Source organism: Streptomyces sp. NPDC041191 (genome assembly GCF_055591945.1).
The window spans coordinates 44,301-59,079 of record NZ_JBVIZC010000012.1; the positions used below are offsets into that span (position 1 = coordinate 44,301).

The 14,779-nt window shown below is 74.8% G+C and carries 10 protein-coding genes; 6 read left to right on the forward strand and 4 right to left on the reverse strand.

What is annotated here, in order from left to right; all coding sequences use genetic code 11:
- Positions 1–366 precede the first annotated feature (366 nt).
- From ACZ6AQ_RS23420 to ACZ6AQ_RS23440, 5 genes are all read left to right on the forward strand, one after another.
- Positions 367–1,233, forward strand: coding sequence for a GNAT family N-acetyltransferase (locus ACZ6AQ_RS23420; RefSeq protein ID WP_468761965.1), 867 nt, complete (start codon positions 367–369; stop codon positions 1,231–1,233).
- A 531-nt stretch (positions 1,234–1,764) separates the two neighbouring features.
- A complete protein-coding gene (locus ACZ6AQ_RS23425; RefSeq protein ID WP_468762314.1) occupies positions 1,765–3,456 on the forward strand; it encodes a S8 family serine peptidase in 1,692 nt (563 codons plus the stop codon).
- Between the two features lie 224 nt (positions 3,457–3,680).
- Positions 3,681–6,581 carry a helix-turn-helix transcriptional regulator gene (locus ACZ6AQ_RS23430; RefSeq protein WP_468761967.1) on the forward strand — a complete coding sequence of 967 codons (2,901 nt, stop codon included), beginning with the start codon at positions 3,681–3,683 and terminating at the stop codon, positions 6,579–6,581.
- Between the two features lie 253 nt (positions 6,582–6,834).
- Complete coding sequence (locus tag ACZ6AQ_RS23435; protein WP_468761969.1) at positions 6,835–7,299, forward strand: GreA/GreB family elongation factor; 465 nt, start codon at positions 6,835–6,837, stop codon at positions 7,297–7,299.
- 7 nt (positions 7,300–7,306) lie between these two features.
- The gene (locus ACZ6AQ_RS23440) at positions 7,307–8,167 is read left to right on the forward strand and encodes a hypothetical protein (RefSeq protein ID WP_468761971.1); all 861 of its coding nucleotides are present in this window, start codon (positions 7,307–7,309) and stop codon (positions 8,165–8,167) included.
- A 55-nt stretch (positions 8,168–8,222) separates the two neighbouring features.
- Here the strand turns inward: ACZ6AQ_RS23440 and ACZ6AQ_RS23445 are convergent, their stop codons facing one another.
- From ACZ6AQ_RS23445 to ACZ6AQ_RS23455, 3 genes are read right to left on the reverse strand one after another with little or no spacing between them, the layout of a single operon-like run.
- Positions 8,223–8,858, reverse strand: a complete 636-nt coding sequence (locus ACZ6AQ_RS23445) for a DUF1345 domain-containing protein (protein ID WP_468761973.1) — start codon at positions 8,856–8,858, stop codon at positions 8,223–8,225.
- A gap of 3 nt (positions 8,859–8,861) precedes the next feature.
- A complete protein-coding gene (locus tag ACZ6AQ_RS23450) occupies positions 8,862–9,677 on the reverse strand; it encodes a family 1 encapsulin nanocompartment shell protein (protein WP_468761975.1) in 816 nt (271 codons plus the stop codon).
- Positions 9,678–9,682: 5 nt separating this feature from the next.
- A complete protein-coding gene (locus tag ACZ6AQ_RS23455) occupies positions 9,683–10,663 on the reverse strand; it encodes a Dyp-type peroxidase (protein WP_468761977.1) in 981 nt (326 codons plus the stop codon).
- A 310-nt stretch (positions 10,664–10,973) separates the two neighbouring features.
- Here ACZ6AQ_RS23455 and fdhD point away from each other — a divergent pair, with 310 nt between their 5' ends.
- The gene (gene fdhD, locus ACZ6AQ_RS23460; protein ID WP_468761979.1) at positions 10,974–11,810 is read left to right on the forward strand and encodes a formate dehydrogenase accessory sulfurtransferase FdhD; all 837 of its coding nucleotides are present in this window, start codon (positions 10,974–10,976) and stop codon (positions 11,808–11,810) included.
- 46 nt (positions 11,811–11,856) lie between these two features.
- Here the strand turns inward: fdhD and ACZ6AQ_RS23465 are convergent, their stop codons facing one another.
- A complete protein-coding gene (locus ACZ6AQ_RS23465; RefSeq protein WP_468761981.1) occupies positions 11,857–14,394 on the reverse strand; it encodes an ATP-dependent Clp protease ATP-binding subunit in 2,538 nt (845 codons plus the stop codon).
- Positions 14,395–14,779: the final 385 nt, after the last annotated feature.

Here is a 14,779-nt window from a genome sequence, read left to right on the forward strand (position 1 = left end):
GGGGAGCGCGGGGAGCGCGGGAGTCCGGGGAGCCCGGGGAGCGCGAAGAGCCCGGGAAGCGCGGGACCGGATGCCTTCCGCCGCTGCCCGGCGCACGGCCGTGACCGCCGCCCGGGAGACCCGAGCCCTCCCGGACGGCGTGCCCCGGCCGCCCGCGTCCGTCCCGTACGCCCCTCCTCCCCCGTGCGGCCGGAATCGTTCGGTCGGGGGCGAAGGGCGGCCCCGTGAGCGTTATGCTCGGCGCGCTTCGCCCGGACATCCGGCCCGCCGCGCTCCCGCTTCCCGGCCCCGTCAACGGCTCCCGCTCCCGGCGGCCCGGCCGCGCCGGTGCCCTCCCGCCCCTTCCCGGCTGTCGAAGGACACTCCATGGCCCTCGCCTCCTCCGGCCCCCTGTCCGTCTCCCCCGCCACGCCGCAGGAGTGGGCGCTCGTACGCTCCTGGGCCGCCGAGGAGGGGTGGAACCCCGGGCTCTCCGACGCCACGGCGTTCTTCGCGCAGGACCCCGGCGGTTTCTTCCTCGGCCGCGTCGACGGGGAGCCGGTCTCCGCCATCTCCGTCGTCACCTACGACGACGCCTACGCCTTCCTCGGCTTCTACCTCGTGCGTCCCGGGCTGCGCGGGCTCGGCCACGGCCTGGCCACCTGGCGGGCGGCCCTCGCCCACGCGGGCGACCGGACCGTGGGGCTCGACGGGGTGCCCGCGCAGCAGGACAACTACCGGCGCTCCGGCTTCACGACGGCGTACCGCACGGCCCGGTACGTGGGCGAGGTTCCGGTGCCGGACGCCCCGCCGACCGGTGTGGTGGCCGCCGGACGGGTCGATCCGGCCGTCCTCGCGGCGTACGACGGCGCCTGTCACCACGCCGACCGGCCGCGCTTCCTGTCCTCCTGGCTGACCACGCCCGGACACCGCGCGCTGGTCCGGATCGTCGGCGGCCGCCCGGCGGGGTACGGGGTGGTCCGTCCCGCGCAGGACGAGGCGCGGATCGGGCCGCTGTTCGCGGACACCCCGGCGGACGCGGCGGCCCTGCTCGACGGACTCGCCGCCGAGGCGCGGGGCTTCGGTTCGGCCCGGATCGCGGTCGACATGCCGGAGACGAACCCGGCGGCGGCGCGCCTGGCCCTGGAGCGCGGCCTGGAGCCGACGTTCGAGACGGCCCGGATGTACACGGGTCCGGTCCGGCCGGTGGCCCGCGAGCGCGTCTTCGGCGTCACCACGCTCGAACTGGGCTGACGGCGGCGGCACCCCGGCGGGGCGCGGTCGGCGGGCCGCCCCGCCCGGGCCACCACCCTCCCCGCGCCTCCTCCCCCTCCTCCTCCCCTTTCGCTTTCCCCGCCCCCACCCCCCGCCGTCCCCGAGGGGTGACAAGGGTTTTCCCCGTATCGGGTTCACCCCCCCGTTCCCTACTGTCCTCCGCACCGGCAGATACCATCCTCCGAGCCGCACCGTGACAGGTGCATGCGAAGGGTGGCGTCCGCCGGTGACGGCCTTGACCCGGGCCGTCGCGCCGGTGGCGGCGCACGGGCCCCCCAAGCCCAGGGACCCGCGGACCGTGACCCCACTTCGCGCCGTGTGTCCCGCGCCGCCGCCACTGCTCCGCAGTCACGTCGTACTCGAAAGGGCCACACCTTGAACCGTTCCAGGCGGAGAGTCATATCCGTGGTCGCGAGCGCCGCGATCCTCGGTGCCGCTGCCACCACCTCCGGGGCGTTCGCCGCCGCCCCGGTCGCTGCCACCCCGAAGCCCGCTCCGGCTTCGCAGACGATGCGGGCGCTTCCCGGCGCCCCCGTCGAGAAGGTCATCGTCACCTACAAGAACCAGGCCGCCGAGGCCGGGTCCAACGCCGCCGCGAAGAGCGACGCGGCCGAGAAGGCCGTGAAGACGGGCGAGAAGCTCTCCTTCGAGCGCCGCCTCTCCACCGGCGGCGCCCTGGTCGACCTGGGTGACAGCGCCACCCGGCAGGACGTGACGAAGGTCATGGACGCCTTCCGCGCCGACCCGTCCGTCGCCTCCGTCGAGCCCGACATCCGCGCGTACGCGATGGCGGTCACGCCGAACGACACCGAATACGCCAAGCAGTGGGACCTCGTCGAGCCCACCGGCGGCATGAACGTTCCCGCGGCCTGGGACAGGACGACCGGTTCCGGCGTCACCGTGGCCGTCATCGACACCGGCTACGCCGCACACTCGGACCTGGCGGCCAACGTCGTCGCCGGTTACGACTTCATCTCGACCTCCGCCGACGCCCGCGACGGCAACGGCCGCGACGCGGACCCGAAGGACGAGGGCGACTGGAACGCCACGGCGGGCGAGTGCGGCACCGGCTCCACCGCCTCCAGTTCCTCCTGGCACGGCACCCACGTGGCCGGCACCATCGGCGCCGTCACGAACAACGCCAAGGGCATCGCGGGCATCGCGTACGGCGCGAAGATCCAGCCCGTGCGCGTGCTCGGCAAGTGCGGCGGCTCCTCCTCCGACATCGCCGACGCCATCACCTGGGCCTCCGGCGGCAGCGTGCCGGGCGTCCCGGCCAACGCGAACCCGGCGAAGGTCGTCAACCTGAGCCTGGGCGGCGCGAGCCCGACCTGCCCCAGCGTCTACCAGACCGCGATCAACGGCGCCGTCTCGCGCGGCACCAGCGTCGTCGTCGCGGCGGGCAACAGCAACGCGAACGCCTCCGGTTTCACCCCCGCGAACTGCGCGAACGTCATCACCGTGGCGTCGACCAACCGCGAAGGCGGCCGGTCGTACTACTCCAACTTCGGCACCCTCGTGGACGTGGCCGCGCCCGGCGGCGAGACCCGTCGCGCCACCGACACCCCCGGTACCGTCACCACCCCCGAGAACGCCATCCTCTCCACGCTGAACTCGGGCGCGACCGTCCAGTCGACCGAGACCTACAAGCCCTACCAGGGCACCTCGATGGCGGCTCCGCACATCGCGGGTCTCGCCGCGCTCCTGAAGGCGGCCAACGGCACCCTCACCCCGGCCGCGATCGAATCCACGATCAAGGCCAACGCCCGCCCGCTGCCCGGCACCTGCACCGGCGGCTGCGGCACCGGCATCGCCGACGCCGCGAAGGCCGTCGCCGCCGTCACCGCCCCGGCGACGGGGACCGTCCTCACCGCCGACACCGACGTGGCGATCCCGGACAACACCACCGTGACGTCCCCGATCACCGTCACCGGCCGCACCGGCAACGCCCCCGCCGCCCTCAAGGTCGGCGTGGACATCAAGCACACCTGGCGCGGGGACCTGGTCGTCGACCTGGTCGCCCCCGACGGCACGGTGCGCAACCTGAAGGCGTCCTCCTCCTCGGACAGCGCCGACAACGTCCTGGCCACGTACACGGTCGACGCGTCGAGCGAGGTCGCCAACGGCACCTGGAAGCTCCAGGTCCGCGATGTGGCCAGTGGTGACACCGGCTACATCGACTCGTGGAGCCTCACCTTCTGACAGAGCACCACCCCCCACCGAACCACCCCCCACATCAGCATCCTTGCTGGTCAGCGACGCGCTCGTGGTCTACACCACGGGCGCGTCCCGGCGTTGCGGGGGCGGAAGCGACCGAAGGGCGCTGTCCGTATGCCGGACAAGGGGCCTGGACTCCGCCGGTGGGCTCCGTATTCTCTGCGCACGGGGCTCACGGGCGGGGCCCGAGCGGCCGGAGGGGATGGACAGTGACGACAGTTCCGCACGCCTCCCCGCGCCCCGCGGGCACGGGGGCGTCCCCGGCGCCGGTGGGCCGCGAGGAACTCCTCGCCCGGCTGGAACGCGCCCTGCACACCCGGGGCCGCGCCCTGCTCACCGGCCCCGCCGGCGTCGGCAAGACCGAGGTGGCGCTCGCCGCGGCGGCACGCGCCGAGGCACGCGGCGAGACCGTGCTGTGGCTCGCGTCCCTGCCGTCCGACCGCGAGATACCCGGCGCGTCGGCCGCCGCGCTCCTCGCCTCCGTGGCGGCGACGGTGTCCTGGCCCGGGACGGTCCGGCCCGGACCGTCCGGGGTCTCCGCCTCGGGGGTCTTCGCCTCCGGGATCTTCGACGAACTGCCCGGCCCGCAGCGGACCGCCGTCGCCATGCTCTGCCGCGAGGCTCCGGTCGACGCGGACGGCTGGGACGCGATCGCGCTGCGCCTCGGCATCGCCCGCGTCCTGCGCGCCCTGGCCTGCCGGGGTCCCGTCCTGCTCGTGGTCGACGGGGCGCAGCACGTCGACGCGGACAGCGCGGACCTGCTGCGGTTCGCCCTCCACCTGGCGCCGACCGCGCTGCGGGTGGTGGCCGTGGAGACCCCGGAGCCGTACGGGGAGGTCCACGGCCCGTACCGCTCCGATGACCCGGACGCCGGGCACCTCTGGGTGCCGTCGGAGGCGGACGTGCTCCGCGTCCCGCCGCTGCACGCCGACGAGATCGCCGAACTCCTCATCCACCACCGGCTGCCCTCCCGGATGGCCGGCCGCATCCACCGCGAGAGCGGCGGCAACCCGCGGCTCGCGCTCGCGGTGGGCCGGTCGCTCGCCGACGCGCGGACCCCGGTGCACCACGCCGAGGCCCTGACGCTCTCCGGGCGCGCCCGCGACCTCGCCCGTCAGCTCCTGGGCGCCGCGCCCCCGGCCGTACGGGAGACGCTGCTGCTCGCCGCCCTCGCGCTGCGCCCGTCCGCGACGCTGGTGCGCCGGGCCGGGCGGCCCGGCGCGGAGGCGGACCTCGCGGCGGCCGAGCGGGCCGACCTGGTGTCGCTCGCCGAGGACGGCTCGGTGACCTTCACCGCCGGGCTGCTGGCCTCCACCCTGGTGCACGACGCCTCCTGGGCCGAGCGGAGCGCCGGGCACAGGGTCCTCGCGGAGGTCGTGGACGACCCCGTGGAGGCGGTGCGCCACCGGGCGCTCGCCACCGACAGCCCGGACGAGGAGCTGGCCGCCGAGGTCGCGGCCGCCGCCGAGCTGGCCCGGCGGCGCGGGAACAGCGCGCTCGCCGCCGAACTGGCACTGCTGGCGGCGGAGTCGACGCCGGGACGGCACGGCGCGCGGCGGATCGCCCGGCTCGTCGACGCCGCCGAGGAGGCCGCCCGCGCGGCCCGCGCCGATCTCGCGATGCGGGCGGCCACCGATCTGCTCGCCCGGGACGCGGGCCCCGCCGACCGGGTACGGGTGCGCCTCGCCGTGCTCGACACGGCGGGCCAGGGGCTGACCGGCCTGGACGAGATGTACGTCCACGCCATGGAGGACTCCGAGGGCGACACCGCGCTGCGGGCCGCCGTCCAGCTCCGGCTGGCCGTCAAGTACGTGCTGGCGGACGGCGATCCGCAGCGTTCGCGGACGGCGGCGGTCGCGTCGGCCGCGCTCGCCGCCGCGACGGGCGATCCGCGCACGGCCGCGCAGGCGCTGACCGTGCGGGCGCGGATGGAACGGGCGCTCGGTTCGCCCGGCGCGGAGTCCGTACTGGCCCGCGCCCGCGCCCTGGAGCTGGCCGAACGGCCGCTGGGCATCCACAACGCCGCGCAGATCCTGACGATCCGCCACGCGCTCTTCGACGACCGGCTGGTGGAGGCCCGTGACGAGCTGGGCGCGCTCCTGCCGCTGGTGCAGCGGCGCGGTTCCGTCGAGGACGCCATCGAACTCTTCCGCACGCTGGCCGAGATCGAGTCCCGGATCGGCCCGTGCGCGGCGGCCCTCGGCCATGCCGGGCGGTCCCTCGCCCTCACCCTGGAGGCGGGCCTCTCCCCCGGCCCCGCCTGGTACGCGCTCGCGCTCGCGGAGACGGCGGGCGGCAGCTTCGCGCGGGCCGCGAGCTACGCGCGCCGCAGCGTGCAGGCGTCGGAGGAGGAGGGCGACCGCGTCTTCCTCTCGCGCGGCCGGTACGCGCTCGGCCGGGTCCAGCTGGTCAACGGGGACGTCGCCGCCGCCCTGGAGACCCTGCGCCGGGTCCAGGCCGACGAGCACGCCCAGTCGACCGTGGACCCGTCCATGCTCCGCTGGCACGAGGAGCTGGCCGAGGCGCTGCTCGCGCACGACGCCGGCGAGGAGGCCCTGGCGCTCCTCGCGGAGGTGCGGCCGGTGGCGGAACGCCTGGGGCGGTCCACCGTCCTGCTCGGCTGCGACCGGGTGCACGCGCTGTGCCTGGCGGCCGGGGGGCGTACGGGCGAGGCGGCGGAGCTGCTGACCGGCACGGCCGAGCGGTTCGGGCGGGCCGGTCTGCCCCTCGAACAGGGGCGGGCGCTGATCGCGCTCGCCCGGGTGGAGCGCCGCAGACGCCGCCGGTCGGCGGCGCAGGCCGCCCTCCACGGGGCGGCGTCGGTGTTCGAGCGGGCCGGGGCGGTGCCGTGGCTGGCCCTGGCGGGCGAGACACCGGCGGGCGAGGGGCCGGTGGGGGGTGCCGGGGGCGAGGAGGCGGTGTCCGCGCTCTCCTCCCTCACGGAGGCGGAGCTGCGCCTGGCCCGGCTCGTGGGCCGGGGGGCCAGCAACCAGGAGGCGGCGGCGAAGCTGTACCTGAGCGTGAAGACGGTGGAGGCGCGACTCACCCGCATCTACCAGAAGCTCGACGTCCGTTCCCGCGCCCAGCTGGCGACCGCGCTCCGGCCGTGAGCCACCGGGGCGCGATCCGCCACCGGTCCGTGAGGGCCATCGCGCAGACGCTCCGGACGACGGTCCCGTCGGGCCTCCGCCATTCGGCCGTCACCCGGCCAGGGCCGCCGGCCCTGGCCGGCCGGGGCCCGGCATCACGGGCCGTGACGGATCGTCCTCGCCTCTCACCCCTCGTCACCCCCGCCTGATAATGTCCGTAATGTCGCATTCTCTGTGCGGCCCTCGACCGTGCCGTCCCAGAACGGGAGCAGGAATGTCCGGTGGACCCGAGCCCATCAACGCCGACGCCCGAGAGGCCCTGGAGCGGGAGCTCGCCGAGCTGCGTGCCGAACGCGAGTCGGTCGCCGTCACCCTGCGGGACGCCGGCGGCGACGAGGTCGGCGACAGGGCCGACCAGGCCGACGAGTTGATGCGCGCCGACCAGGCCGACCGGCTGAACGGGCGCATCAGGGAGATCGAAGAGCGCCTGGAGGAGGGGGCCGTCGCGGCGCCGCCGCCGGCCGGCACGATCGGGGTCGGCAGCGGCGTGACCGTACGGTTCGACGACGGCACCGAGAGCGGCGTGCGGATCGCGGAACTCCCCGACGCGCTCGACCCGTCCCTGGTGACCGCCGACAGCCCGCTCGGCCGGGCGCTGCTCGGCCACGGCGCCGGCGACACCGTCACGTACGAGACGCCCGAAGGCCCCGCGACCGCGACCGTGGTCTCGGTCGACTGACGGCGCCGTGCGGAAGGCGGAGGGAGGACCGGACGGAACCGGTCCGGAGGCGGAGCCCGGGGACCACGCCGAGCAGGAGCGGATCAGGGAGGCCGACCGCAAGGGCGGCCCCGGCCACACCGTCCTGGTGGCGCTCACCCTCGCCGTGCCGGTCACCAAGCTCGCGTACACGGTCGGTGGCGGGGACGCCGTCCGCGACGTGCTCGTGGGCATGGAGCCGGCGAACTGGCCGGACATCCTCATCGGCATGCTCATCACCGACCCGCTGCTCGGCTCGGTGCTGGCCGTCGTCGTCTCCCGCGTGGTCTTCGCCCTGTTCGCCGCGCGCGGCGCGGTGCCGCTGGGCGGCGGACGGGTCGGGGCCCTCCGACGGGCGGCGCTCACGGCCGTCAACCCGGTCGCCATGGGCGTCATCGACGCATGCTTCTTCGGGCCGTGGTGGGGGCTCGGCACCGGGCTCGCCGCCTTCGCGCTGCGGCAGGGCGTGGTCGTGGAGTACCGCACGGGCCGCCGCCGGCCGCACCACCGGCACGGCCGGGAACCGGGCGCCCGCCACGACACCGGGTACCGGCCGCCCGCCTGGCTGGTACGGGCCGCCGGCCTCGAACAGTGGGTGGCCCTGGTCCTGACCGTGGTCGTGCTGCCCGTCCTGTTCTTCGTCTCGGCCCTCGACGGGCAGTCGTGGACGTCGGTCGTGGAGTGCCGGGTCACCCGTGGGACCGAGACCGGGAACGACCGCCTGATCGAACTGGGCCGCAAGGGGAACGGCGTCGTGGGCTGGAACCTGGACACCGGAGAGGTCTCCAACGGCACCGGGTGCACGAGCGACGAGAGCCGCTTCGTGCGCGAACCGTGGTGGCGCTCCTGACCCGGCGCCCGCTCCCGGCCCGGTCCGTTGCGGGTGCCCGGTCCGTGGCCGGTGCTCAGCCCGTGACGATGCCGGTGACCAGGTTGATGGCGGTGGCGAGGATGCCGGTGCCGAAGACGTACGACAGCAGGCAGTGGCGCAGGACGACCGCGCGGAGCCCGGCGGTGGACACGCCGGTGTCGGAGACCTGGTAGGTCATGCCGAGGTTGAAGCTGAAGTAGAGGAAGTCGCTGTACCGGGGCGGCTCCCGGGTGTTGAAGTCGATCCCGCCGCCCGGCTCCAGGACGTAGTAGTGGTACGCGTAACGGGTGGCGTACATCAGGTGGAGCGCCGCCCAGGCCGTGGAGACGCCGCAGAGGGCGAGCGCGGCCGCCGCGCGGCTCAGGTCGGTGTGGCCGACCAGGAGCAGCACGACGATGGTGCCGAGCCCGCACAGGGAGGTTCCGACGACGGCGGCCTCCTCCACGGAGGCCCGGAACTCCTCGCGGTGGACGTTGCGGTGGGTGGCGGCGGCGTCCATGGGCCACAGGACGATCCAGCCGGTGACGACGAAGAGGGTCTCGGTGACGGCGATGCCGGTGAGGACGCCGAGCGGCACATAGGACAGCACGGCGACGAGCACGCCGGCCGCCGCGCCGGCGAGCACCGACCCGACGAGCCGCGGGAAGGCCCCGAGCAGCCGGTGGTGCACGGTTCAGGGCTCCAGGAAGACGACGGCCTCGTCCGTGTACGTGAGGAAGGTGAGCGTCTCGTAGAGGTACAGCTCGACGCTGTCCGCGTCGTGCGAGGTGTAGCCGATGGCCGCGTCCTGGCCGAGGCGGAGCTCGAAGTCGCCGCCCCGGGTGGACAGGACGACACCGCCGTCGAGGGCGGGCGCCCAGATCGGGGGGCCGTCCAGCATCCGGGCGAGGTGCGCGGCGACGGGGTAGCCGTGGTCGGAGGTCTCGCCGGCCATCCGGTACTGGTCGGCGCCGAGGAGCAGCGCGTAGGGGCCGTCGACGCCGGCGAGCCGCAGCGCGCTCAGGGCCCGGGAGACCGCGTCGGGGTACGCGCGCGGTTCGGCGGGCAGGGGCAGCACCGGGTGGGAGGTGCGGGCGCGCAGCCCCTCGACGCCGGCCGCGCCGTACCCGTCGAAGACGGTCCGGTCCTCGACGAGGGCCAGGGTGCGGGCCGCGTCCTTGACGGGCTGCCAGTCGGAGTCCCGGGAGCCGCGCTCCACGTCGTCCACGGCGGCCCGGGTGACGGTGAACGGCACCTTGAGTTCGACCAGGGGCCGCGCCTCGCGGAGCCGGGCCGTGACGCCGGGGGCGGGCGGCTCCACGGCGGAGAGGTGGCCGGTGCCGACGGCGGCGAGGGCCGGGCCCGCCGGGTCGGGGACGTCCACGACCCGGCGGGCCGCGACGTGGCGCCGGAAGGTCCGGCGGGCCTCCTCCTCGATCTCGGCCCAGGCGGCCGGGGTGACCGGAGCGAGTTCGCGGTGCAGGTTGGTGGGGTGCTCGGGGGGTGTCATGGGGCTCAGGCTCCTTTCAGGCTGCCGATGCCCAGGGAGTCCCCGGGACCGGCGGTGTCCGGCGCGCCGGGGAGACCGTCGAGGAGGTCGGCGCTCGGCACGAAGAAGAGGCCGCCGGTCACGGCCCGGGAGAAGTCGAGGATGCGGTCCGTGGTCCCGGGCGGGTTCCCCAGGAACATGTGGCGCAGCATCTGTTCGGTCACGGCGGGCGTCCGCGCGTAGCCGATGAAGTAGGTGCCGAACTCGCCGCTGCCGGGCCGGCCGAACGGCATGTTGTCGCGCACGATCTTCCGCTCGTCGCCGTTCTCGTCGGTGACCGTGGTGAGGGCGACGTGCGAGTTCGCGGGTTTGACGCCGTCGGGCATCTCGACGTTGGCCGCCTTGCCGCGTCCGATGACCCGTTCCTGCTCCTCGACGGTGAGCGCGTCCCAGGCCGCCATGTCGTGCACGTACTTCTGCACGACGACGTAGCTGCCGCCCTCGAACCCGGGGTCCTCGTCGCCGATGTACACCGACTCCGCGGCCAGGGGGCCCGTCGGGTTCTCGCTGCCGTCCACGAAGCCCAGGAGGTCGCGCTCGTCGAAGTATCCGAAGCCGTGCACCTCGTCCACGACGGTCACGGCGCCGCCCAGCCGCTCCAGGACGAGCCTGGCCAGCTCGAAGCAGAGGTCGGGGCGGCGGGCGCGCAGGTGGAGGAGGAGGTCGCCCGGGGTGGCGGGGGCGCGGTGACGGGGACCCCGCAGGGCCGGGAAGGGGTGCAGGTCGCGCGGGCGCGGATCGCCGACGAGCCGGTCCCACGCCTCCGAGCCGATGCCGACGACGCAGGTGAGCTGTTCGTCCGGGGCGCGGAAGGCCACCGAGCGGGTCAGGCCCGTCACGTCCTGGAGTGCCTCCCGCACGGCGCCCTCGGCGCCGGGGCCGATGGTGGCCACCAGGAAGAGGGCCGCCCGGGAGGGTGGCATGACGACGGGCTGGGGTACGGCCATGGCGCTCCCGCTGGAGAACGGCACCGCAGGACAAGGAGGGTGTCATGACGGTTATGACAGACATGCCAGATATGCCAGACATGACGGACAGGGCCAGCGTAGGCGGACGGGGTGCCGCGCGCAGCCCGACGCGGCGGGCACGGGGCCGGGCGGCGTACCAACGGGCCGGAGCGGCGCCCGGCTCCGGTTCCGGGGGCGCGGCCGGGGCCGTCGCGCGCGGCGGTGCCCCGACGGCTACCGTCGGGGGTCGGGCCGCGCGGCACCGCGGACCCGCGGATGCGCCGGCCGGAACCACAGGAGGGAACGAACCATGGGACGAGTGACCGCGCGGCGGCGCGTCCTGCGCGTGCGGGAGGGGGGCGCCTCCTACCGTCCGGACACGCTGGCCGCGGAGGAGCCGATGGAGATCCGGGTCGGCGGGCGGCCGCTGACCGTGACGATGCGCACCCCGGGCGACGACTTCGACCTCGCGGCCGGGTTCCTCGTGAGCGAGGGCGTGGTCCGCTCCGCCGGGGAGGTGGCCGGAATCCGGTACTGCGCGGGCGCCACGTCCGACGGCGGCAACACGTACAACGTGGTGGACGTCGTCCTCGCCCCCGGTGTGGCCGCCCCGGACGCCTCCCTGGAACGGAACTTCTACACGACGTCCTCGTGCGGGCTGTGCGGCAAGGCCAGTCTGGACGCGGTGCGCACCACGGCCGCCTGGTCCGTCGCGGAGGACCCGCTGCGCGTCGGCACGGAGGTGCTGGCGGTCCTCCCCGACCGGCTGCGGGCGGCCCAGAAGGTGTTCGAGAGCACGGGCGGGCTGCACGCGGCCGGGCTCTTCTCCGCGGAGGGCGAACTGCTGTGCCTGCGGGAGGACGTCGGCCGGCACAACGCCGTGGACAAGGTCGTCGGCCACGCCCTGCGGTCGGGGCTGCTGCCGCTGCGCGGGACGGTCCTGATGGTGAGCGGCCGGGCCTCCTTCGAGCTGGTGCAGAAGGCGGTGATGGCGGGGGTTCCGCTGCTCGCGGCCGTCTCCGCCCCCTCCTCGCTCGCGGTGGACCTCGCCGCGGAGAGCGGGCTGACGCTGGTCGGCTTCCTGCGCGGCACGTCCATGAACGTGTACTGCGGCGACGAGCGCCTGGAGACCGTGCCCGCCGGGTGAGGGGCCGCCGGTGTGCGGCGGCCCCTCACCCGTTCCGGCCCCGGTGCTACGCGGCGGCGGCGGCGTCCTCGTCGTCGTCCCGGTGCGCGCCCGCCCCGGGGCCGCCCTTGCGCACCGTGCAGTGGATCGAGTCGTCCGCCACGTCGGCCACGATCGTGTCGCCGGGCTCGGCGTCACCGCCGAGCAGCAGGGAGGCGACCCGGTTGTCCAGCTCCGTCTGGATGGTCCGGCGCAGCGGCCGGGCGCCGAACGCGGGCTGGTAGCCGTGCGCGACGAGGAGTTTGCGCGCCGCGTCGGTGACCTCCAGGGTCATGCCCTGCGCGTGGACGCGCTTCTTGCTGCGGTCCAGGAGGTGGCCGACGATCTCCGACAGGTCCTCCTCGGTGAGGCTGTGGAAGACGATGATGTCGTCGATGCGGTTGAGGAACTCGGGCAGGAAGCGCCCCCGCAGGTCCTCCATCAGACGGTCCTTCAGCTCGGCCGCGTCGCCCTGGTGGTCCAGGATGCGGTGGGCCCCGATGTTGGACGTCATGATGACGACGCAGTGGCGGAAGTCGACCGTGCGGCCCTGTCCGTCCGTCAGGCGTCCGTCGTCCAGGATCTGGAGCAGCGTGTTGAAGACGTCGGGATGCCCCTTCTCGATCTCGTCGAACAGGACCACGCTGTAGGGCTGGCGGCGGACCTTCTCGGTGAGCTGTCCGGCCTCCTCGTAGCCGACGTACCCGGGAGGCGCCCCGACGAGCCGGGCCACCGTGTGCTTCTCCTGGAACTCGCTCATGTCGAACCGGATCATCCGGTCCTCGTCGCCGAACAGCAGCTCGGCGAGCGTCTTGGCGAGTTCGGTCTTGCCGACGCCGGTGGGCCCGAGGAAGAGGAAGGAGCCCACGGGGCGGTTCGGGTCGCCCATGCCCGCCCGGTTGCGGCGCACGGCCTCGGAGACCGCCGTGACGGCCTCGTCCTGGCCGACGATCCTGGCGTGCATCTCCTGCTCCAGCCTGAGCAGCTTCTCCTTCTCGCTGGCGGTGAGCTGGGAGACCGGGATGCCGGTACGGCGGGACACGATGTCCGCGATGTCGCCGGCCGTGACGGAGACGACGCCCTCGCGCCGCTCCTCGATGCCCGCGAGTTCGCCCTCGATCTCGGCGATCTGCCGCTTGAGGTCGGACGCCTTCTCGAACTCCTCGCCCGCGACGGCCTGGTCCTTCTCGCGGCGCAGTTTCGCCAGCCGGTCCTCCCGGCTGATCACCTCGGTGGAGCGGCCGCCACTGCGCAGTCGCACCCGGGCCCCCGCCTGGTCCATCAGGTCGATGGCCTTGTCGGGGAGGAACCGGTCGCTGATGTAGCGGTCGGAGAGCTCCGCCGCCGCCGTGAGGGCGCCGTCGGCGAAGCGGACCCGGTGGTGCGCCTCGTAGGCGTCCCGCAGCCCTTCGAGGATCTGCACGGTCTCCTCGACCGTGGGCTCCGGGATCAGGACGGGCTGGAAGCGGCGTTCGAGGGCGGCGTCCTTCTCGATGTGCTTGCGGTACTCGTCGATGGTGGTCGCGCCGACCACGTGCAGCTCGCCGCGGGCGAGGGCCGGTTTGAGCATGTTGCCCGCGTCCATCGAGCCCTCGCCGGTGGCGCCGGCGCCGACGACCGTGTGCAGCTCGTCGATGAAGAGGACGATGTCGCCCCGGGCCTCCTGGACGTCCTCGATGACCTTCTTCAGGCGCTCTTCGAACTGGCCCCGGTACTGCGCGCCGGCCACCATCCCGGAGAGGTCGAGGGAGATCACCCGCTTGTCCTTGAGCGTGTCGGGCACCTCGCCGGCCACGATGCGCTGGGCGAGGCCCTCGACGATGGCGGTCTTGCCGACGCCGGGTTCACCGATGAGGACGGGGTTGTTCTTGGAGCGCCGGGAGAGGATCTCGACGGTCTGCTCGATCTCCTCCGCCCGGCCGACCACGGGGTCGAGCCTGCCGGCCCTCGCCTCCTCGGTCAGGTCCCGGCCGAACTCGTCGAGGCTCGTGGCCGGCTGCTTCGGGGCGGCGGGCGCGCTCTCCCCGCCGAAGGCCGCCCGGTCCGCCGGGCCGCGCAGCTTCGACACGTCCAGGTCCTCGGCGCGCAGGAAACGGGAGGCGCCGGAGTCGGGGTCGCCGAGGAGGGCGCCGAGGATGTGCTCGGGGCCGATGTACGACACCCCGGCGGCCTGCGAGCGGGCGTGGGCCAGGGCGAGGGTGCGCTTGGCCGCCGGGGTGAGCCCGGGTTCCGAGGAGGGTTCGGCGGACTCCCCCGGCAGCACTTCGGCGATCCGGTCCGCGAGGGCGTCGGGGTCCACCCCGCCCTGGGCGAGCAGCCTGCGGGAGGGATCGACACGGGTGGCGGCCCACAGGAGGTGTTCGGTGTCGAGGTCGGAGGTGCCGTCCTCGACCGCCCTGCGGGTGGCCAGGTTGAGGAGTTCGTGCGAGGACTCCGTCAGGAGCCGTCCGATGGGCACGCGTTGCACGGCCGGCGGCGAGGAGGCGGGAGACATACCGAAGAAACGATTCAGCATTTCACTGAACGGGTCGGAGGAACCGAAGGGTGAACCGAACGCCATCGACATGTCAGCTCCAGAGAAGCGCGGGGGGTCCCTCCCACTGAAACGCTATGTCCGGCGCTCCGCAAACGGAACGGACGCGGGGACGGAGGCCCGGACCGGGCCCGGGCGGCGGGGCCCCGGTGGAGCGGGCCGGGCCGGGGCCGGAGGGCCGGGGGCGGAGGGCCGGGGCCGGACGCGACCCGACCGGGCACGGGTGTCACGCGACCGGCCCCGGTCGCGTCCCGGCACGGAGGCGACCCGGACGCGGCGACCCGGACGCGGCGGACCGGACACCCGGCCCGCCCCGCACGCCCGGTGGCGCGGGCGGTCCCGGTCCTCCCCCGCACGCCCGCCTTCTCCCGGCACGCCCGCCCCCTCCCGACACGTCCACCTCCTCCCCTTCCGCCCG